Below are 19,176 nucleotides of genomic sequence, written 5' to 3' on the forward strand. Positions count from 1 at the left end.
ATCGACCCATGTCGAGCACCCCGCACGTCACCGCCGCACCCGCCGTGGACCCGGCCCGCGTCCGCGCCGCGTCGTTCGCGGTGTTCCTCGTGTTCGTCCTCAACGGCGCGCACTTCTCCAGCTGGGCCTCGCGACTGCCGGCGGTCCGTGACGGGCTCGGCCTGACGCCCGCGCAGATGGGCGTGCTGCTGCTCGTGGGGTCGGTCGGGTCGCTCGTGTCGCTGCCGCTCTCGGGCGTCATCGTCACGCGCCTCGGCGCGGCGCGCACCGTGCTCGGGTTCGCGCTCGTCAACGCCAGCGGGCTCGTCATCGCGTCGGCGGGTGTCGCGATGGGGAACGCCGTCGTGGTCGGTGCGGGGCTCGTCGTCTTCGGCGTGGGCACCGGGGTCTGGGACGCCGCGATGAACCTCGAGGGCGCGATCGTCGAGCAGCGGCTCGGACGCACGGTCATGCCGCGGTACCACGCCGGCTTCTCGCTCGGGACGGTCGTCGCGGCCGGGCTCGCGGCCCTCGCCGCCCGCCTCGACGTCCCGGTGCACGTGCACCTGCCCGCGGTCCTCGTCGTCTCGTGCATCGGGGTCGCGTGGTGCGTGCGCCGCTTCCTGCCCGCCGCCGGTCACGCGGAGCACGCGGACGCGAGCACGGGAGCGGTCGCGCGCCGGGCGTTCGGTGCGTGGCTCGAGCCGCGCACCCTGCTCATCGGGCTCGTGGTCCTCGCGGCCGCGCTCACCGAGGGCTCCGCGAACGACTGGGTCGCGCTCGCCGTCGTCGACGGCTTCGGGACGGACGACACGGTCGGCGCGCTCGTCTTCGGGGTCTTCGTCGCGGCGATGACCGCCATGCGCTTCCTCGGCACGAACCTGCTCGACCGGTACGGGCGCGTGACGGTGCTCCGGCTCTGCGCGGCGCTCTCGCTCGTCGGCCTCCTCGTCTTCGGTCTCGTGCCCGACACGATGCTGTGGCTCGCGCTCGTCGGCGTCGTGCTGTGGGGGATGGGCGCCGCGCTCGGGTTCCCCGTGGGCATGTCCGCCGCGAGCGACGACCCGCTGCGCGCCGCGGCGCGCGTGAGCGTCGTCTCGACGGTCGGGTACTCGGCGTTCCTCGCCGGCCCGCCGCTGCTCGGCCTGCTCGCGGACCAGATCGGGTACCGCCAGGCGCTGCTCGCGATCGCCGTCCCGGTGCTCGTCGGGCTGCTCGTGGTGCGCGCGGCGGCGCCCGTCGAGCCGGTGGCGGACCACGCCGCGCACCCGGACGACCGCGCGGACGCGACCCCGGCGGACGTCCCGCCGACCGATAACCTGGCGCGGTGACGAACCCGGCTCCCGCCCCCACGCTCGCCGCGCTCACGACGCTCGCCGTCGGCGGGCCCGTCGGGCGCTACGTCGAGACGAGCACCGAGGCCGAGCTGGTCGAGGCGGTGCGCGCGGCGGACGACGCCGGCGAGCCGCTGCTCGTGCTCGGCGGCGGCTCGAACCTGCTGGTCGGCGACGCGGGGTTCGACGGCGTCGTGGTGCGCGACGTGCGGACCGGCGTCGAGACGCCCGACGCCTCGGCGTGCGCCGGTGTCACGGTCACGGTCCCGGCCGGGACGCCGTGGGACGACGTCGTCGCGCACGCGGTCGCGACCCGGCTCGTCGGCATCGAGGCGCTCTCCGGCATCCCCGGCTCGACCGGGGCGACGCCCGTGCAGAACGTCGGCGCGTACGGCCAGGAGGTCGCGCAGACGATCTCCGTGGTGCGCGTCTGGGACCGGGGGCGCGCGCGCGTGCGGACGCTGCCGCTCGTCGACCTCGCGTTCGGGTACCGCACCTCGCTGCTCAAGCGCTCGATGCGTCCCGTCGAGGGGGACCTTAGGTCGCCGTGGGGGCCCACGCCGCGCTACGTGGTGCTCGACGTGACGTTCCAGCTCCGGATCGGTCCCCTGTCGGAGCCGGTCGCGTACGCGGAGCTCGCCCGCACGCTCGGCGTCCAGGTGGGGGAGCGGGCCCCGCTCGCCGACGTCCGCGCCGCGGTGCTCGCGCTGCGCGGGGGCAAGGGCATGGTGCTCGACCCGGCGGACCCCGACACCGCGAGCGCGGGCTCGTTCTTCACGAACCCGGTGCTCGACGCGGAGGTCGCGGCCCTGCTGCCCGAGGGGGCGCCGCGCTACCCGACGGGCGACGGCCGCACCAAGACGAGCGCCGCCTGGCTCATCGAGCAGGCCGGGTTCGGGCGCGGGCACGGGCTCCCGGGGCCGGCCGCGGTCTCCACCAAGCACACGCTGGCGCTGACGAACCGCGGTGGGGCGCGCGCCGAGGACGTGCTCGCGCTGGCCCGCTCGGTGCGCGAGGGCGTGCGCGCCCGGTTCGGGATCGCGCTCGAGCCCGAGCCGGTGCTCGTGAACGCGAGCCTCGACGCCACGGGCTCGCCCGCGGCTGCGATCCGCGCACAATCCCCTGGTGAAGTCCGGGCGATCCCGGACATGGTGTAGGTATGGGGATCTTCCTGGACTGGGCACGCTCCGCCTCGAAAGCGCTGCACCGTTCCCTCGGGAGCGCGCGCGACCGGCGCACCGTGCTGACCGCCCTCCTCGGCATCGCCTCGCTCCTGCTGGGCGCGACCCCGGTGCTCCCCGAGGACGAGCTCGCCACCGACCCCGGCCACCGGGTCCTCGAGACCGTGAGCCTGCAGGGTGGCGCGGTGCTCGTCACGCACGCCGAGGTCGGGACGCTCTCGTACAGCGACTGCGCGTCGGGGAACACGTGCATCTGGACCGCCTCGCTGTACGGCGGGACGCTGTTCCAGTTCCACCAGCCCGGTGCCGTCATCGGGCTCCCCGCGGTCCCGGTCGGCTCCTACGCGAACAAGCGGTCCAAGCGGTCGACGTTCTACGAGACCGCGGGCGGCGGGGGCAGCAGCGTGTGCGCCGCGCCCTGGACCCGCAACCAGGCCGTCGGGGGCTGGCTCGCCGGCGCCCGGTCCCTGATCCAGAACGCGACCGCGACGAGCTGCTGACGCGCGCCCGGCGCTCCCACCGCAGCGTCGTGTGCCTACACTCGCCCCTGAGGTCACGAAGGGGCTGCGCGTGGACGAGGACCAGTTCGCGGCGATGTTCGCCGAGCTGTACCCCGTCGTGCTCGGGTACGCGGCCCGGCGCACCGACTGGCACGTCGCCGAGGACGTCGCCGCCCAGGCCCTCACCGTCGCGTGGCACCGCGCCGACGTCCTGCCCGAGGAGCCCGACGCACGCACCGCGTGGCTGATCGTCGTCGCGCGCAACATCCTCGCGAACTCCCAGCGCGCCCGGCTGCGCGCCGCGCGGCTCGACGTCCGCATCCGCGCCGGTCTCGCCGCGGGCGTGCCGATCGTCGAGATCGACCCCGCCGAGATCGTGACCGACCGGATGCTCGCCTCGACCGTGATGCGCAAGCTCGCCCCGCGCGACCAGGAGATCCTCCAGCTCGTCGCGTGGGACGGGCTGGACCTCGTCGCCCTCGGGCGCGTGCTCGGCTGCTCGCCCGGCACCGCGGCGATGCGTCTGCACCGCGCGCGGCACCGGCTCGAGCGGCTCGTCCAGGCGGGGCACGCGGTCGAGGACGACGGGCCCGCCCGCCCGTCCGCCCCGCGCACCGCCGAGGACGAGGACCAGGACCGGCTTCCGGGGCGCCGGGGGCTCGCGCCGCGGCGCCGATGAACGACCACGAGGTCGAGAAGGTCCGCGCCCTGCTCGGGGACACGAACCCGGTGCCCGAGCGCGTGCTCGACCGCGCCCACGAGCGCCCGGCCGCGCGCGAGGCGCTCGACCGGATCGTCCGCACCCGGCCCGACCCCGCGCGCCGGCCGCTGCCCCGGGAGGTGCGTGCCCGGGCGGGCCGCACCCGGGACGGCCTGCCCGTCCGGGTGGCCGTCGGGGTCGCCGCGGTCACCGCGCTGGCCGTCGCGGTGCTCGCGGACCCGCTCGGCACGCCCCGCGCGGTCGCCGACACCCCGCCGCTGCTCAGCTACGGGCTCGTCGTCGACACCGAGCTCGCCGAGGCGTCGGGGGACGAGGCCGCGCCCGTGCTGGCGTCCCTCGCGGACGCGGCGCGCGCCCGGGTCGAGCCGCCGCGCACCGGCGACGTGCAGTACGTGCACGTCGCCCGCTGGACCTTCGAGGGCACGACCGACGCCGGCGGGACGCGCGCCGCCGTCGTGCCCGGGACCGTCGACACCTGGGTCCGGCCCGACGGGTCGCTGCGCAGCGTCGAGCGGTCGGGCGAGCCGCTCGAGGTCGGCGGCCGCCTCCCCGGGGGCGGGGCTGCGCCCGGGCCGCCCGAGGAGCAGACGTTCGGCCCCGGTGCGAGCGACGCCCCGACGCTCGACGCCCTCGTCGGGCTCGCGCCCGACGTGCTGCGCGAGCGCCTGCTCGACGGGACGGTGTGCGCCGCGCGCGAGTCGACGCCCGACGAGACCGCGGTGTGCCTGCTCGAGGGGACGGCGCGGGTGCAGGAGCGTGCGGTCGTGAGCGGCGCGGTCGACGGCGCGATCTGGTCGGCGCTCGCGGACGAGGACCGGCTCGTGACCCTCGGCGGCGTCCTCGACCGTGCCGGGCGTCGCACGGTCGCGATCACCGTCGGGTCCGAGGCCGGCGCCCCGGTGCGGCCGATCCTGCTCGTCGACCCGGCGGACGGGGCCCTGGTCGGCGTCGAGCGGGTGCTCGTCGACGAGTCCGCGGGCTACGGGGTCCCGGCACCCGCCGTCGTGGGGTTCGACGCGTACCTCACCCGGGCGTGGGTCGACGAGAGCGGCTGAGCGCCCCTCACGCCGGGACGGCTGCGGCCGGGCCCGCGAGCCAGGCGTCGACACCGGCGAGCAGGCGGTCCCGCGTCGCGGTGCTGGCGCGGCTCGCCCGGATCGACCCGCGCGCGAGCTCGGCGAGGGCGGCGTCGTCGAAGCCGTGCACGTCGCGCGCGGTGCGGTACTGCTCCGCGAGACGGGAGCCGAACAGCAGCGGGTCGTCGGCGCCGAGCGCGACGGTCGCCCCCGCGTCGACGATGGCCCGCAGCGGCACGTCCGACGCCTGCCGGTACACGCCGAGCGACACGTTCGACGCGGGGCACAGCTCGAGCGCCACGCCCTGCTGGACGACGCGGTCGAGCAGGGCCGGGTCCTCCGCGGTGCGCACGCCGTGGCCGAGCCGGTCGGGGGCGAGGTGGTCGAGGACGTCCGCGACGTGCTCGGGGCCCAGCAGCTCGCCGCCGTGCGGGACGGACGCGAGGCCGGCGCGGCGCGCGATCGCGAACGCCGGCGCGAACTCCTCGGTGTCCCCGCGCCGCTCGTCGTTGCTCAGCCCGAACCCGACGACCTCGCCCGGCCCCTCGCCCGCGTGGCGCGCCGCGAGCCGCGCCAGCGTCCGGGCCTCGAGCGGGTGGCGCATGCGCGACGCGGCGACGACGAGCCCGACCTCGACGCCGTGGCGGGCGCTCGCGGCGCGGGCCTCGTCGAGGATGATCTCGAGCGCCGCGGACAGCCCGCCGACGTAGGGCGCGTACGACGTCGGGTCCACCTGCAGCTCGAGCCGGCCGGAGCCCTCGGCGGCGTCGTCCGCGGCCGCCTCGTCGACGATCCGGCGCAGTGCCGCCTCGGTGCGCACGCACGCCCGCGCGGCGTCGTAGAGGCGCTGGAACCGGAACCAGCCGCGCTCGTCGGCGGGGACGCGCAGCGGGTCGCCGTCGAGCAGAGCCGCGGGCAGCCGCACGCCGGAGCGCTGCGCGAGGTCGCCCAGGGTCGCGGTGCGCATGGAGCCGGTGAAGTGCAGGTGGAGGTGGGCCTTGGGGAGCAGGGCCACGTCTCGCACGCCGACAGTGTGCCAGGGCTCGCCGGGTCCGGCCGCCCGGGCCCACCGCCCGGACCGCCGGACGTCGGCCGCGCTCAGACCCCCGCGGTCGCGTCCACGAGCCGGTAGCCGACCCCCCGCACGGTGTCGAAGTGCTCGGCGCCGAGCTTCTTGCGCAGGTAGCGGACGTACACGTCGACGACGTTCGAGCCCGGGTCGAAGTCGTACCCCCACACCTGCGAGAGCAGCTGCTCACGGCTCAGGACGTGCCCGGGATGCCGCAGGAACGTCTCGGCGAGAGCGAACTCGCGCGCGGACAGGTCGACCTCCTGGGAGCCGACGCGCATGCGCCGCGTGCGCAGGTCGAGCTGGAGCGGCCCGTGGGTCAGCGTCGCGACCTCGCCGACCACCTGCGGGGTCCGCAGCCGCAGCCGGACGCGCGCGAGCAGCTCCTCGAACCGGAACGGCTTGGCCATGTAGTCGTCGGCGCCCGACTCGAGGCCCGCGACGGTGTCGGTCACCGAGCTGCGCGCCGTGAGGATGATGACCGGCAGGTGCGCCCCGGACTCCCGGAGCTGGCGCAGCACGTCGAAGCCGTCCATGTCGGCGAGCCCGAGGTCGAGCACCAGGAGGGCGTACTCGCCGGTGCGGGCCAGCGCGAGCGCCTCCGCCCCCGTCGCGACCGTGGCGGTCGCGAAGCCCTCGGACCGCAGGCCCTTGGCGATGAACGCGGCGATGCGTTCCTCGTCCTCGGCGATGAGGATCTGTGTCATGTCTGCTCCAACAGCTCGGCGGGGGTGAGACGCGGTTCTTCGACGAGGTCCAGCGCGGGGAGGTCGAGCACGAAGACGGCCCCGCTGCCCGCACCGAGCGGGGGCCGTTCGAGGGTGACGCGGCCGTGGTGCGCCGCAGCGATCGCGGCGACGATGGGCAGGCCGAGCCCGGCGCCGTCACCGCGGCGCCCGATGCGGTCGGCGCGGCCGCGGTGGAAGCGCTCGAAGATGCGCGCCTCCTCCTCGGGGGCCACACCGGGACCCTCGTCACGCACCCACAGCAGCACGCGGCCCGAGCGGATCTCGCTGCCGATGCGGATCCAGGTGCCCGGCGCGGAGACCGACACGGCGTTCGCGATGAGCTGCAGCCACGCCTGGGTGACGCGCTGGGAGTCGACGAGCACCGTCGCGTCGGCCCGGGCGGCGACCTGCCAGCGCCGGTCGCCGAGCCCGCGGGCCTTGTCCAGCACGTCGTCCGTGAGCCGCCCGACGTCCGTGGGCGCGACCCGGACGAAGTCGGGCCGCTCGGCGGTCGCGAGCGTCATGAGGTCGTTGACGAGGCGGTGCATCCGGTCGAGCTCGTCGAGCGCGAGCGCCTGGGTCGCCCGCACGTCGTCGGGGTCGTCGGGGTCGAGCAGCTCGAGGTGCCCGCGCACGATCGTCAGCGGTGTCCGCAGCTCGTGGCCCACGTCGTCGAGCAGCTCGCGCTGCGACCCGAACGCGTTCTGCAGCCGGTCGAGCATCGCGTTGACGGTGCGCGCGAGGTCGGACAGGTCGTCGGAGCCGCTGACCGAGATGCGCTCCGAGAGGTCCGACTCGGTGATGTGCCGCGCGGTGTCGCGCAGCAGCCGGACAGGCCGCAGCAGGCGCCCGACGACGAACCACGCGACCAGCGCGATCACCACGAGCGAGCCCAGCGCGACCGACGCGTACGACCGGTACACCCGCGACATCGTCGCGATCTCGGCCTGGCGGTCGATCGCGACGACGAACAGGCCCTGGTGCGGGTCGCCCGTCACCGAGACGGGCATCGCGACGAGGCGGTACTCGGTCACGGACGTGCGCACGGTCTGCAGCTCCACCGGGTCCTCGGGGGAGACCGCAGCGAGCCGGCGCAGCAGCTCCTCGTCGGCCTCGAGGCGCAGCGGCACGGACGTCGAGGCGAGCCAGCGCGGCTCGCCGTCGACGAGCGCGAGCACCCCCTCGTGCTCGGTGAAGCCGCGGCGCTGCACGGCCGCGTAGAGCAGGTCCGTCACGGTCGTGAACTCGAGCTCGGGGTTGCGCTCGGCGTCGGGGCCCTCGGCGGTCACGAAGCGCAGCACGTCGATCGCGCGCACGAGCGAGTCGTCGATGCGCTTGTCGGTGCGCTGCGCCTGCAGGAGGTACGCCGTCGCACCCGCGATCACGACGGCGAGCGCCGCGAGCAGCAGCACGGCCGAGAGGACCCGGGCGCGGACGGTCAGGTGCGCCACGCGGTCGTGCGGGGCGCGGCCCCGACGCCGTCGTGCCGAACGCATCACCACGTCCCGCCGTGCACGGCGCGTTCGTGGTGGCCGCGGTGGTCGCGGGCACCTGAGCCCGGGCCGCGCGGGTCGGGCGTCGCGGGCTGCGGTCGGGTCGGCGGGGCGACGTGCGTGTGGTCCCGCGTCGGGCGCGGGTCGGTGGCGCGTCCGGGCGCGCGACCGGCGGGCGGGCGGGCCGGGGAGCGGTCGGTGGGCGACGAGGTGGCCGGTGCGGGTGCGGCTGCGGAGGGCGTCGCCGGCACGGGAGGCGGTGCCGGTGCGGGCGGCGCTGCCGGTGCGGGGGGCGCCGCGGGCGCGGGCGTCGCCGGTCGGGCCTCGGCGGCAGCCCGGGGGACCTGCGCCGTCGGGTCGTGCGGGACCGGGCCGTGCCCTGCCCCGCCGTGGCGGCCGCCCGTCGCCGCTCGGGGGACCGGGTGCGGAGCGTCCCGGTCGTGCGGGTGCACCCGCTCGGTCGAGCTCGGCCCCCCGTTGTCCGTCTCACCGGTGGAGCCGGTCGACCGAGGGGACGGAGCGTCGCCCGACCACCACGTCGTCCGGCTGCTCCTGTCGTGCGCCGGGTCGGTCGCGAGCGTGAGCCAGGGCGTCGCGCCGGTCGCACGCGGCGTCGGGACGGTCGGCTCGGACGTCGCCGCGCCCGACGGCGTGGCCCCCGCGCCCGTCGGCACCGCAGGCCCACCGGTCGACTGCCGGCCCCTCGATGCGGTCTCCGGGTCGGCGGCACGGGCGGCGCGCGCCGTGCCCGAAACGCCGACCGGTCCGGGGGGTGCGCCGCGGGACGCTCGAGCGCCCGGTGCCGACCCTTCCGCACCGCGCCGGGCGTGCGCCGCGTCGTCGGGACGTACCGTCGCCGACCTCCCGGGCGCCGAGGTGGTCGGCGGCGGGAGCGCGGTCGCCGTCGCGCCGGGTGCGGAGTGCGCGGCCTCGTCCGGGCCGGTCGCGTCGACGTCATCCGCCTCGGCGGGGCCGGTGACGCCCACGCCGGGCGGCGACGCGGGCGGCGGGTCGATCACGGGCGGGACGGTCACCACCATCGGCTCGGCGAGCGCACCGCGGGGCTCGTTCGGCTCGGCGAAGATCGCGGAGACGCCCACGCCGAGCAGCACGACGGCAGCGGTGCCGCCGGCGACGATGCTCAGGCTTTCGGGCATACCGCACAGTATCGGGGCACTGGCGACATCTGCAGGAGACCCCGACCACGGGTGGCCGCCGGGTCCGGGCCCCGTCCGGGTGACGGACGCGCGCCCGGGCGACGGGTCCCGAGCCGCCGGTCGCCCCGCGGTGAGCCCGCCGGGTCAGGGCGCCGGCAGGATCCCGCGCTGGATCGCGATCGTGACCGCGCGCGTGCGGTCGTCGACGCCGAGCTTGGCGAACGTCCGGATCAGGTGCGTCTTCACGGTCGCCTCGGCGATGAACAGCTCGCGCCCGATCGCCGCGTTCGACAGCCCACGCGCGACCCCCGCGAGCACCTCGAGCTCGCGGGCGCTGAGCCGGTCACGGTCGGACCGGAGCTGCTCGACGAGCCGGCGCGCGACCGTCGGGGAGAGCGCGGACTCGCCGCGCGCGGCTGCCCGGACGCCGGCGACAAGCTGCTCGCGCGGCGTGTCCTTGAGCAGGTAGCCGGTCGCACCCGCCTCGACGGCCCGCAGGATGTCGGTGTCCGTCTCGTACGTGGTCAGCACCAGCACGTGCACGGACGGCGTCTCGGCACGGATGCGCGCGGTCGCCGCGGCACCGTCGAGCACCGGCATCCGCAGGTCCATCAGGACGAGGTCCGGCGTGAGCGTGCGCGCGGCGTCGACCGCGGCCTGCCCGTCCGCGGCCTCACCGACCACCTCGATGTCCGGCTCCGCGGCGAGCAGACCCGTGAGCCCCGAGCGCACGACGGGGTGGTCGTCGACGACCAGGACGCGGACGGGGTTCACGGTGCTCCTCCGGGTCGGCTGGTCGGAGCCGTGGCGCTCGCGGACCGGGCGTCAGTATCGCCCCCGCCCCCGCCCCCGCCCCGGCCCCCGCCGTCGCCGCCACCGTCGGCCGCCGCCGCAGGCATTCGTACGAGCACCCGCGTCCCGCCGCCTGGCGCCGTGCCGACGTCGAGCGTCCCGCCGCCCGCGCGCACGCGCTCCTCCATCCCGCGCAGCCCGACCCCGCGGCCCACCTCGGGCGCCATGCCGCGGCCGTCGTCGTGCACCTCGAGCTCGACCGTCCCGTCCTCGGAGCCGAGCCGCAGACGGACCCGTCGGGCGTCCGCGTGCTTGCGCACGTTCGCGAGCGCCTCCTGCGCACCGCGCAGCAGCACGACCTCGGTGTCGCGCGAGAGCGGTGCGTCCTGCCCGAGGTCGACGTCGACCTCGACGCCGGTCTCGGCGGTGAACCGCTCGGCGAGGCGCGTGAGGGCGTCGCGCAGCCCCTGCTGCTGCAGCCCCGCCGGTCCGAACGCGGCGACGAGCGCGCGGGCCTCGGCGAGGTTCTCGCGCGCGACGTCCTCGATCTGCTCGACGCGTCCCCGCGCGGCGTCGGTCGCCGCACGGTCGAGCTCCGCGCCGGCGGCCTGCGCGAGCATCACGACGCTCGTGAACCCCTGCGCGAGCGTGTCGTGGATCTCCTGCGCCAGGCGCTCGCGCTCCGCGAGGACGCCCGCCGCGTGGTTCGTCGCGGCGAGCGCGGCCTGAGCCGCCTCGAGGCGCTCGATGAGCCCGGCGCGCTCCTCGCTCTGCTCGGCGATCTGCGTGATCCACAGCCCGAGCAGCACGCTGAACATCAGGCCGATGCCCATCTGCCCGGCGATCTCGACCCACGCCGCCCGGTCCGCCCAGCCGCGCAGGCCCATCGCGACCGAGGCGCCGACGGCGAGCACGAGCGCGATGGCCGCGGCGGTCGTGCGCCGCTGGCTGAAGAACCAGATCTGGGAGTAGGCGATGAACAGCAGCAGCGTCCCCATGGGTTCGAGGCGCACGACGAGCACCACGGCCGCGACCAGCACCGCGAGGTAGACGTGCGCGAGCCGGCCGTCGCCCCGCAGCGCGGCGCGGCGCCCGATCACGGTGTACGCGGTCGCGAGCACCGCCATCGCACCGAACGAGACCGCCGTCGCAGCCGGGTCGTGGCCGTCGAACAGGAACGACGTGCAGGCGATCGCGACCATCACGTAGAACGCGACGTCCCACCCGCGCAGCGTGCGGGCCCAGAACTCCGCCCGCTCGACCCCGGGGCGCCGGGCGGGCCGGTCGGCCGGGTCCGGGGCGTCGGCCGGCACGAGTCCGATCCGGCGCAGCGCCCCGTGCGCGCCGATCGGCCGGTCGCCGCCCGTGGGGACAGCGGCCGGCCGGTCGGCGCCGGGGTCGTCAGCCCGCATCGCGCCGCGTCCACCGGAACGTGCGGACCCCGAGCGCGAGCCCGAGGACGGCCCACACCGCGAGCACGAGCGCGGCCAGGGGGTGCTCCCACGACCCGGCGACCTCCATGGGCAGGTAGGTGTCGGGCAGGAACACCGAGCGCATGCCCTGGGCCATCCACTTGAGCGGGAACACCGACGCGATCTGTTGCATCCAGGTCGGCAGGGCGTCGTACATGAAGAACACGCCGGAGACGAACTGCAGCACGAGCACGACGGGCGTCACGACCGCGCTCGCGCTGCGCCCGGTGCGCGGCACCGAGGAGAACGCGACCCCGCACACGGAGCCTGCGGCGGTCCCGAGCAGGAAGACCCACGCGAACGTGAACCAGCGGTCGGGGTCGGTCGGCAGCGGGACGTCGAACAGGAGCGCCGCGACCGCGAGCAGGAGCGCGAGCTGGACCGCCGAGGCGACGAGCACCTGCCCGACCTTGCCGAGGAAGTACGCCGCGGCAGGCAGCGGGGTGCCGCGCAGCCGCTTGAGCCCGCCCTCGTCGCGCTCCACGGCGATGGTGATGGCGAGCGACTGGAAGCTCGAGAGCATCACGCCGGTCGCGACCATCCCGGGCAGGAAGTACTGCGCGAACGGCACGGTCCCCCCGTCGGGGCCGACGCGCGCGCCGTCCTGCCCGAACACCGTCGCGAAGATGGCGAGCATGATGACGGGGTAGAGGAAGATGAACACGACCGCGTCGCGCTCGCGGAAGTACTGCCGCAGCTCGAGGCGCGTGCGCCCGACGCCGAGGCGCAGCGTGCCGGGCAGCGCGGCGGCGCGCACGAGCGGGGGACGGGTCGCCGGGGCGGTCGTGGCGGTCATCGGGTGCTCCCCTGGAGGGTCGGCACGACGGGTGCGGCCACGGAGGTCTCGACGCCGATGAGCGCGAGGTAGACGTCCTCGAGGCTCGGGTGCAGCACCTGCAGCCCGGGCACCTCGAGCGGGGCGGCCGAGCCGTGGGCGTCGGACCAGCGGGCGGCGAGCTCGACCACGGTGCGGGTCGGCTCGTCGGTGCGCACCTCCCGCGGGGCCCCGTCCTCGACCCAGCGCACGACGGCCCGCCGCGCCGCGCGCCCGCCGAGCTCGGACGGCCGGTCGAGCGCCACGACCCGTCCGTCCTGGACGACCGCGACCCGGTCGGCGAGCTGCTCGGCCTCGTCGAGGTAGTGCGTCGTCAGCAGGATCGTCGTGCCCTGGTCGCGAAGGTCGCGCACGAGGTCCCAGAACGAGCGCCGGGCCTCGGGGTCGAAGCCGGTGGTCGGCTCGTCGAGGAACAGCAGCTCGGGCCGACCGACGATGCCGAGCGCGACGTCGAGGCGCCGCCGCTGCCCGCCGGACAGCTGCCGCACGCGCGTGCGCACCTTGTCGCGGAGCCCCACGAGGTCGATCACGTGCTCGGGGTCGTGCGGGTGCGGGTAGTACGCCGCGAAGTGCCGCACGAGCTCCCCGACGTTCGCCTCGGCGAGGTCGCGGGTGTCCTGCAGCACCACGCCGATGCGCGCGCGCCACTCGCGTCCGGCGGTCTGCGGGTCCTCGCCGAGCACGCGTACGTGGCCGCCGTCGCGCTCGCGGTAGCCCTCGAGGATCTCGACGGTCGTCGTCTTGCCGGCGCCGTTGGGGCCGAGCACGGAGAAGATCTCGCCGCGGTGCAGGGCGAGGTCGAGGCCGTCGACGGCCTGCTTGTCGCCGTAGCGCTTGCGCAGCCCGCGGGCCTCGAGGGCCAGGTCGGTGGGGGTCATGGCACCAGCGTGGCCCGGCGGCGCGGGCACCGGTAGCCACCGCACGACGGTGCCCGTGTCCACCGCTCGGTGGACACGGGCACGACGTGCTGTCGACGCGGGTGGGCCGGAGCGGTCAGTCCGCGTCGGCCAGGAGCGCCTGGATGCGCCCGACGCCCTCGGCGAGGTCCTCGTCGCCGAGCGCGTACGACAGCCGCAGGAACCCGCTGGGCCCGAACGCCTCGCCGGGCACGACGGCGACCTCGGCCTGCTCGAGGATCAGCGCCGCGAGCTCCGCCGACGTCGCCGGGGTCACGCCGCGGATCGTGCGGCCGAGCACCCCTTCGACGGACGGGTAGGCGTAGAACGCGCCCTTCGGCACCGGGATCCGCACGCCGTCGATCTGCCCGAGCAGCTCGACCATCGTGCGGCGCCGGCGGTCGAACGCCTCGCGCATCGCGTGCGCCGCGGACAGGTCGCCCGTGAGCGCCGCGACGGCCGCGCGCTGCGACACGTTCGCGACGTTCGACGTGAGGTGCGACTGCAGGTTGGTCGCGGCCTTGATGACGTCGGCCGGGCCGATCATCCAGCCGACCCGCCAGCCCGTCATCGCGTAGGTCTTCGCGACGCCGTTGAGGACGATCGTCGTGTCGGCGAGCTCCGGCACCGCGCGGACGATCGGCGTGAACTGCGCGTCGTCGTACACGAGGTGCTCGTAGATCTCGTCGGTCAGGACCCAGATCCCGTGCTCGAGCGCCCACCGCCCGATCTCCGCGGTCTGCTCGGGGGAGTACACCGCGCCGGTCGGGTTCGAGGGCGAGCAGAACAGCAGGACCTTCGTGCGCTCGGTGCGCGCCGCCTCGAGCTGCTCGACCGTGACCAGGTACTCCTGGTCGGCGCCCGCGAACACCTCGACCGGCACGCCGCCCGCGAGCCGGACAGCCTCGGGGTACGTCGTCCAGTACGGCGCGGGCAGCAGGACCTCGTCGCCCGGGTCGACCACGGTCGCGAAGGCCTGGTAGACGGCCTGCTTGCCGCCGTTGGTCACGAGCACCGCGGACGCGTCGACCTCGTAGCCCGAGTCGCGCAGCGTCTTCGCCGCGATCGCCTCGCGCAGGGCGGGCAGCCCCGCGGCGGGCGTGTAGCGGTGGTTGACCGGGTCGTGCGCGGCCGCGACCGCGGCCTCGACGATGTAGTCGGGCGTCGGGAAGTCGGGCTCGCCCGCGCCGAACCCGATCACCGGGCGTCCGGCGGCCTTGAGCGCCTTCGCCTTCGCGTCGACCGCGAGCGTCGCGGACGGGGCGATGGCGGCGATGCGCGCGGAGACGCGCGAGCGGGCGGACGCGGGCTGGGCGGGTGTGTGCTGGCTCACAGGCGTCATCTTGGCAGACACCGGGCGTGCGGGCCGGGTGCGTCCCGGAAGCCGGGCGGGGGGACTCGGGGGAGTGCGGGCTGGGGGCGGGGCGTGCCGCGCCCGGGTCGGCGACGCGCGACGGCGTCGGGCCGGGTTCGACCCTGCGCCGCGCGTCGCGTACAGTGGTTCCCCGGCGGTTGACGTCCGCCATGATGAGCCGTGCCCACGCGTGGTCCGTACCCGGTCCGCTGCGCGCGCAGGTGCTGTCGTGGTGACGGAGAACGCCGTAGGGCAGTGGCGCAATTGGTAGCGCACCGGTCTCCAAAACCGGCGGTTGCGAGTTCGAGTCTCGCCTGCCCTGCGCATGGTCACGGTCCGGCGCCCAGCCGGGTCCGGCGAAGCGACGGTCCGGCGCTGCACCTCACGGGCGTCGGTGCCACACGACACACGTAGGGGACAGCTGTGAGCGAATCCGCACCGGCAGCGGCGTCCGGCGCCGAGGGCTCGGCGCCGCGCACCGAGCGTCCGAAGCCCGCGAGCACCGAGACCGCCCGTCGGGGCTTCGTCGCCCGCGTCGCGCTGTTCTTCCGCCAGGTCGTCGCCGAGCTCAAGAAGGTCGTGCGCCCGACGCGCTCGGAGCTCGTGACCTACACGGGTGTCGTGCTCGCGTTCGTCGCCGTCGTCATGGCGTTCGTGACCCTGGTCGACCTCGGGGTCGGCCGCCTGACCTCCTGGGTCTTCGGCGCCTGACCGCAGGCGACCGCACCTCCGGCTCCGCGCCGGAGCACGCCGGCTCCCGCGCGCAGCGCACGCCGGTCCGCACCACAGACAGTCGAGAAAGCAGGTTTCCACGTGACGTACGAGTCGCACGAGTCCGAGCAGGGTGCTGCCGAGACCGAGCTCGAGGACGCCCTGGCGTCGATCTCGGCGGTCGAGGCGCCCGCAGCGGGCACTGCCGACCCCGCGTCCGACGAGGACACCGCCACCACCGGTGCCGCGGACGGCGCCGAGCGCGCTGACGACGAGGCCGACGACGACGACGCGGCCGACGAGGCCGACGACGACGAGCCGGCCGACGAGACCGGGGACGCGCCCGCCGCCGACGTCGAGGACGACGAGCCCGACGTCGACGAGGACCCCGCCGCCGACGTCGAGGACGACGAGCCCGACGTCGACGAGGACCCCGTCGCCGCGTTCAAGGCCCAGCTGCGCTCGCAGCCCGGCGACTGGTACGTCATCCACTCCTACGCGGGCTACGAGAACCGCGTGAAGGCGAACCTCGAGAACCGCACGCAGAGCCTCAACATGGAGGACTACATCCACCAGGTTGAGGTCCCCATGGAGGAGGTGACGGAGATCAAGAACGCGCAGCGCAAGGTCGTGCGGCGCGTGCGGATCCCCGGCTACGTCCTCGTGCGCATGGACCTGACCGACGAGTCGTGGGGCGCCGTGCGCCACACGCCCGGCGTCACGGGCTTCGTGGGGCACACGCACCAGCCCGTCCCGCTGACGCTCGACGAGGTCTTCTCGATGCTCGCCCCGTCGCTCACGCCGGCGGCCCCGAAGGCCGGCACGAAGGCCGCCGCCGCGGAGATCAAGGTCGACTTCACCGTCGGCGAGTCCGTGACCGTCACCGACGGCCCGTTCGACACGCTGCCCGCGACGATCTCCGAGATCAACCCCGAGAGCCAGAAGCTCAAGGTGCTCGTCTCCATCTTCGGCCGGGAGACCCCGGTCGAGCTGTCGTTCGGCCAGGTCGCCAAGATCTGACGGAGCGGCACGCCTGCGGGCCCGGCACCGCCGGGCCGCACTGCAACCGGGTCATCGCCCACGGCGTCGGCCCACGACACGAACGGAAGGCATCATGCCCCCCAAGAAGAAGGTCACCGGCCTGATCAAGCTCCAGATCAAGGCCGGCGCGGCCACCCCCGCGCCGCCGATCGGTCCGGCGCTCGGTCAGCACGGCGTCAACATCATGGAGTTCTGCAAGGCCTACAACGCGGCCACCGAGTCGCAGCGTGGTGACGTCGTCCCCGTCGAGATCACGGTCTACGAGGACCGCTCCTTCACCTTCATCACGAAGACCCCGCCCGCCGCGGAGCTCATCAAGAAGGCCGCCGGCGTCGCCAAGGGCTCGCCGACCCCGCACACCGTCAAGGTCGCCACCCTGACGGCCGCGCAGGTCACCGAGATCGCCCAGACGAAGCTCGTCGACCTCAACGCCAACGACGTGGCCGCCGCCGAGAAGATCATCGCCGGCACCGCGCGCTCGATGGGCATCAAGGTCGAGGGCTGACCTCGACCCACCCCGGCCCCTGGGCCGGAGCAGCACCACCTGGAAGCATCACCCGATAAGTGCCAGTGGCAGGGCCCTGTGCGGCCCGACGACCACGACTGCCAGCCAAGGAGAGCAGATGAGCAAGCACAGCAAGGCGTACCGCGCCGCCGCCGAGAAGATCGAGGCCGGCCGCCTCTACGCCCCGCTCGACGCCGTGCGCCTCGCGCAGGCGACGGCGACCACCAAGTACGACTCGACCGTCGAGGTCGCGTTCCGTCTCGGTGTCGACCCCCGCAAGGCGGACCAGATGGTCCGCGGCACCGTCAACCTGCCGCACGGCACGGGCAAGACGGCCCGCGTCATCGTCTTCGCGACGGGTGAGCGTGCCGAGCAGGCCCGCGCCGCGGGTGCCGACGAGGTCGGTGGCGACGAGCTGATCGAGAAGGTCGCGGCCGGGTACACCGACTTCGACTCCGCCGTCGCGACGCCGGACCTCATGGGCAAGGTCGGTCGACTGGGCAAGGTCCTGGGCCCGCGTGGCCTCATGCCGAACCCGAAGACCGGCACGGTCACGATGGACGTGGCGAAGGCCGTCACCGACATCAAGGGCGGCAAGATCGAGTTCCGTGTCGACAAGCACGCGAACCTGCACTTCATCATCGGCAAGGTCTCGTTCTCCGACGTGCAGCTCGTCGAGAACTACGCGGCCGCGCTCGAGGAGGTCAACCGTCTGAAGCCCGCGTCGTCGAAGGGCCGCTACATCGCGAAGGCGACGTTCTCGACGACGAACGGCCCCGGCATCCTCGTGGACCAGAACCGCACGCGGAACCTGACCGAGGAGGACACCGAGGCCGCCTGACCTCCGTCCCCGCACTGCACGCCCGAGAGCCCGGTCCCCAGCGGACCGGGCTCTCGTGCGTGCGGCACAGGTCAGCGCCCCGACCGACCAGCCCGCCTCCGGTGCCCGGGCAGCGGGGCGCTGCCGAGCTGCCGCGTGCGACGGGCAGCAGCCCACTGCCGAGCCGCCTCGCGTGTCCGGGCAGTGCCCCTGCTGCGCCCCTGGTCCCCCCTGCGGACCGGGTGCGCGGCAGGGGCCCTGGCCCCGGGTGCGGGGTGAGAGCCGAGCGAGCTCAGGTCATCTCGGGGCGAGGAGCGCGAGGGGCCGCGCCCACAGCCCCGCGACCCAGGCGAGCTCGTCGTCGTCGGGCTCCTGGGCCCGCGCGTCGAGCGCGTCGCTCCAGGCGGCAGCCGTCACCACGGTCCTGGCGACCGCGAGCGGACGGTCCGGCTCGGCGTCGCCCCCGTGCGCCCGGTACGCGCGCATAAAGCCCGCGACAGGATCGAGGTCCCACGCCGGGTCGAGCGTCGGGGCCAGGTGCACCGCGAGCCAGTCGAGCGCCGTCGCGACGTCCCACCGGGCGTCACCGCGTCCGGCGCCGACGAGCTCGGCGCGCGGGCCGGCCGACAGCCCGACGCCACGCTCCGCCCCGAACGCCTCGGACCCCAGCCCGGTCGGCGGCCCGAGGCCTGACCACGGTCCGCCGGTCGTGGCTCCGCCGCCCGTGGTCGCAGTGCCGCCGGTGCTCGCTGCTCCGCCGGAGGCGAACGGCCCGTCGCCCGGTCGGTGGCTGCGCACCACGACCACGGCCTCGGGACCCGCGTCGTGCACCCACCGGTCCGCCACCCAGCCCGCGCCCGCCGCGGCGAGCGCGCGCCGGACCCGCGGGTGCTGCCGCACCGCCCACGCGCGACCGGCGACCGCGTGCGAGCCGTCGCGACGTCCCGTGAGGAGGTCGGGCACGAGCACCCACGGCAGGGCGACGGCGGGCGCCGTGCCCGGCACCGGGGTGCGGTGCAGCGCGACGAGGCTCTGGGCCCACGCGACGAGCAGGTCGGCGAGCGCCGCGCGGTGCGCGACCGTCGGCCCGTCGGCGCGCAGCTCGAGCACCTGCTCCTCGAGCTCCCGCACCAGGTCGACCCCCGCCTCCTGCAGGCCGCCCGGGAGCGTGCCCCAGCGGCTGCACACGTCGCCCTCGGCGAGAGCGACGGGCCCGGTGAGGTCGCCGGCCCCCGAGGAGGCAGCGGGCCGACGGTGAGGGGCGACCGCGGGGCCGGCGACAGTGGCATCCGCGACGGTGCCGGGACCGGTGACGGTGCTGGGACCGGTGACAGTGCTGGGGCCCGTGACAGCGCCGGGACTCGTAACAGTGCCGGGGCCCGTGAGAGCGCCGGAACCCGGGGTCGCGCGAGGCCCCGTGGCGTCGCCGGCGTCCGTGGCGTCACCTCGGCCCGTGACCTCGACCTGCGCTGCGACCTCGCCGCCGCACCGGCCGGGGGAGCGGGCACCGCG

General features: G+C 75.6%; 18 protein-coding genes and 1 tRNA gene. 10 read left to right on the forward strand and 9 right to left on the reverse strand.

Annotation, left to right across the window (positions count from 1 at the left end; genetic code table 11):
* The first annotated feature begins 8 nt into the window (after positions 1 to 8).
* From NXY84_RS05070 to NXY84_RS05090, 5 genes are all read left to right on the forward strand, one after another.
* Positions 9 to 1,310 (forward strand): MFS transporter, encoded by a 1,302-nt coding sequence (locus NXY84_RS05070; protein WP_258726061.1) that lies wholly within the window; start codon positions 9 to 11, stop codon positions 1,308 to 1,310.
* On the forward strand, positions 1,307 to 2,470 hold the full coding sequence (locus NXY84_RS05075; protein ID WP_258726062.1) for a UDP-N-acetylmuramate dehydrogenase: 1,164 nt from the start codon (positions 1,307 to 1,309) through the stop codon (positions 2,468 to 2,470). Before NXY84_RS05070 ends, NXY84_RS05075 begins: the two co-directional genes overlap by 4 nt.
* A gap of 2 nt (positions 2,471 to 2,472) precedes the next feature.
* A complete protein-coding gene (locus NXY84_RS05080; protein ID WP_258726063.1) occupies positions 2,473 to 2,994 on the forward strand; it encodes a peptidase inhibitor family I36 protein in 522 nt (173 codons plus the stop codon).
* Positions 2,995 to 3,064: 70 nt separating this feature from the next.
* Complete coding sequence (locus tag NXY84_RS05085; protein WP_258726064.1) at positions 3,065 to 3,673, forward strand: RNA polymerase sigma factor; 609 nt, start codon at positions 3,065 to 3,067, stop codon at positions 3,671 to 3,673.
* On the forward strand, positions 3,670 to 4,770 hold the full coding sequence (locus NXY84_RS05090) for a hypothetical protein (protein WP_258726065.1): 1,101 nt from the start codon (positions 3,670 to 3,672) through the stop codon (positions 4,768 to 4,770). The genes NXY84_RS05085 and NXY84_RS05090 overlap by 4 nt, the downstream gene beginning before the upstream one ends.
* A 7-nt stretch (positions 4,771 to 4,777) precedes the next feature.
* Here NXY84_RS05090 and NXY84_RS05095 read toward each other — a convergent pair whose 3' ends face one another.
* The 8 genes from NXY84_RS05095 to NXY84_RS05130 all read right to left on the reverse strand — a co-directional run bounded on the left by NXY84_RS05095 (position 4,778) and on the right by NXY84_RS05130 (position 14,575).
* The gene (locus NXY84_RS05095) at positions 4,778 to 5,815 is read right to left on the reverse strand and encodes an adenosine deaminase (protein WP_258726066.1); all 1,038 of its coding nucleotides are present in this window, start codon (positions 5,813 to 5,815) and stop codon (positions 4,778 to 4,780) included.
* A gap of 74 nt (positions 5,816 to 5,889) precedes the next feature.
* Entirely contained in the window at positions 5,890 to 6,567 is a 678-nt protein-coding gene (locus NXY84_RS05100; protein WP_258726067.1) for a response regulator transcription factor, read from the reverse strand.
* On the reverse strand, positions 6,564 to 8,039 hold the full coding sequence (locus NXY84_RS05105; protein ID WP_258726068.1) for a sensor histidine kinase: 1,476 nt from the start codon (positions 8,037 to 8,039) through the stop codon (positions 6,564 to 6,566). Before NXY84_RS05105 ends, NXY84_RS05100 begins: the two co-directional genes overlap by 4 nt.
* A gap of 1,343 nt (positions 8,040 to 9,382) precedes the next feature.
* Positions 9,383 to 10,012 carry a response regulator gene (locus tag NXY84_RS05110; RefSeq protein ID WP_258726069.1) on the reverse strand — a complete coding sequence of 210 codons (630 nt, stop codon included), beginning with the start codon at positions 10,010 to 10,012 and terminating at the stop codon, positions 9,383 to 9,385.
* Positions 10,009 to 11,442, reverse strand: a complete 1,434-nt coding sequence (locus tag NXY84_RS05115; protein ID WP_258726070.1) for a sensor histidine kinase — start codon at positions 11,440 to 11,442, stop codon at positions 10,009 to 10,011. The genes NXY84_RS05110 and NXY84_RS05115 overlap by 4 nt, the downstream gene beginning before the upstream one ends.
* Positions 11,432 to 12,298 carry an ABC transporter permease gene (locus NXY84_RS05120; RefSeq protein ID WP_258726071.1) on the reverse strand — a complete coding sequence of 289 codons (867 nt, stop codon included), beginning with the start codon at positions 12,296 to 12,298 and terminating at the stop codon, positions 11,432 to 11,434. The genes NXY84_RS05115 and NXY84_RS05120 overlap by 11 nt, the downstream gene beginning before the upstream one ends.
* Positions 12,295 to 13,215: an ABC transporter ATP-binding protein gene (locus NXY84_RS05125; protein WP_258726072.1), complete on the reverse strand. Its 921-nt coding sequence runs from the start codon at positions 13,213 to 13,215 to the stop codon at positions 12,295 to 12,297. Before NXY84_RS05125 ends, NXY84_RS05120 begins: the two co-directional genes overlap by 4 nt.
* A 115-nt stretch (positions 13,216 to 13,330) precedes the next feature.
* Positions 13,331 to 14,575 (reverse strand): pyridoxal phosphate-dependent aminotransferase, encoded by a 1,245-nt coding sequence (locus NXY84_RS05130; protein ID WP_258726073.1) that lies wholly within the window; start codon positions 14,573 to 14,575, stop codon positions 13,331 to 13,333.
* A gap of 261 nt (positions 14,576 to 14,836) precedes the next feature.
* Here NXY84_RS05130 and NXY84_RS05135 point away from each other — a divergent pair.
* The 5 genes from NXY84_RS05135 (at position 14,837) to rplA (ending at position 17,685) form a co-directional block, all read left to right on the forward strand.
* Positions 14,837 to 14,909: transfer RNA gene (locus tag NXY84_RS05135), tRNA-Trp, on the forward strand.
* 101 nt (positions 14,910 to 15,010) lie between these two features.
* A complete protein-coding gene (secE, locus tag NXY84_RS05140; protein ID WP_258726074.1) occupies positions 15,011 to 15,298 on the forward strand; it encodes a preprotein translocase subunit SecE in 288 nt (95 codons plus the stop codon).
* A gap of 102 nt (positions 15,299 to 15,400) precedes the next feature.
* Positions 15,401 to 16,318, forward strand: a complete 918-nt coding sequence (gene nusG / locus NXY84_RS05145; RefSeq protein WP_258726075.1) for a transcription termination/antitermination protein NusG — start codon at positions 15,401 to 15,403, stop codon at positions 16,316 to 16,318.
* Between the two features lie 94 nt (positions 16,319 to 16,412).
* Positions 16,413 to 16,844, forward strand: coding sequence for a 50S ribosomal protein L11 (gene rplK / locus NXY84_RS05150; RefSeq protein ID WP_034634943.1), 432 nt, complete (start codon positions 16,413 to 16,415; stop codon positions 16,842 to 16,844).
* Between the two features lie 118 nt (positions 16,845 to 16,962).
* Positions 16,963 to 17,685, forward strand: a complete 723-nt coding sequence (gene rplA, locus NXY84_RS05155) for a 50S ribosomal protein L1 (RefSeq protein WP_258726076.1) — start codon at positions 16,963 to 16,965, stop codon at positions 17,683 to 17,685.
* 276 nt (positions 17,686 to 17,961) lie between these two features.
* Here rplA and NXY84_RS05160 read toward each other — a convergent pair whose 3' ends face one another.
* Entirely contained in the window at positions 17,962 to 18,852 is an 891-nt protein-coding gene (locus NXY84_RS05160; protein WP_258726077.1) for a hypothetical protein, read from the reverse strand.
* Between the last annotated feature and the right edge of the window lie 324 nt (positions 18,853 to 19,176).

It is taken from the genome of Cellulomonas sp. NS3 (assembly GCF_024757985.1).
Lineage (GTDB): Bacteria > Actinomycetota > Actinomycetes > Actinomycetales > Cellulomonadaceae > Cellulomonas_A.

What these genes read in the sequence shown, in the direction of transcription:
- NXY84_RS05070 (WP_258726061.1), top strand. Translation starts at nt 9, where the DNA reads ATGTCGAGCACCCCGCACGTCACCGCCGCACCCGCCGTGGACCCGGCC.
- NXY84_RS05080 (WP_258726063.1), top strand. Translation starts at nt 2,473, where the DNA reads ATGGGGATCTTCCTGGACTGGGCACGCTCCGCCTCGAAAGCGCTGCAC.
- NXY84_RS05090 (WP_258726065.1), top strand. Translation starts at nt 3,670, where the DNA reads ATGAACGACCACGAGGTCGAGAAGGTCCGCGCCCTGCTCGGGGACACG.
- NXY84_RS05100 (WP_258726067.1), bottom strand. Translation starts at nt 6,567, where the DNA reads ATGACACAGATCCTCATCGCCGAGGACGAGGAACGCATCGCCGCGTTC.
- NXY84_RS05115 (WP_258726070.1), bottom strand. Translation starts at nt 11,442, where the DNA reads ATGCGGGCTGACGACCCCGGCGCCGACCGGCCGGCCGCTGTCCCCACG.
- NXY84_RS05120 (WP_258726071.1), bottom strand. Translation starts at nt 12,298, where the DNA reads ATGACCGCCACGACCGCCCCGGCGACCCGTCCCCCGCTCGTGCGCGCC.
- NXY84_RS05125 (WP_258726072.1), bottom strand. Translation starts at nt 13,215, where the DNA reads ATGACCCCCACCGACCTGGCCCTCGAGGCCCGCGGGCTGCGCAAGCGC.
- NXY84_RS05130 (WP_258726073.1), bottom strand. Translation starts at nt 14,575, where the DNA reads ATGACGCCTGTGAGCCAGCACACACCCGCCCAGCCCGCGTCCGCCCGC.
- rplK (WP_034634943.1), top strand. Translation starts at nt 16,413, where the DNA reads ATGCCCCCCAAGAAGAAGGTCACCGGCCTGATCAAGCTCCAGATCAAG.
- rplA (WP_258726076.1), top strand. Translation starts at nt 16,963, where the DNA reads ATGAGCAAGCACAGCAAGGCGTACCGCGCCGCCGCCGAGAAGATCGAG.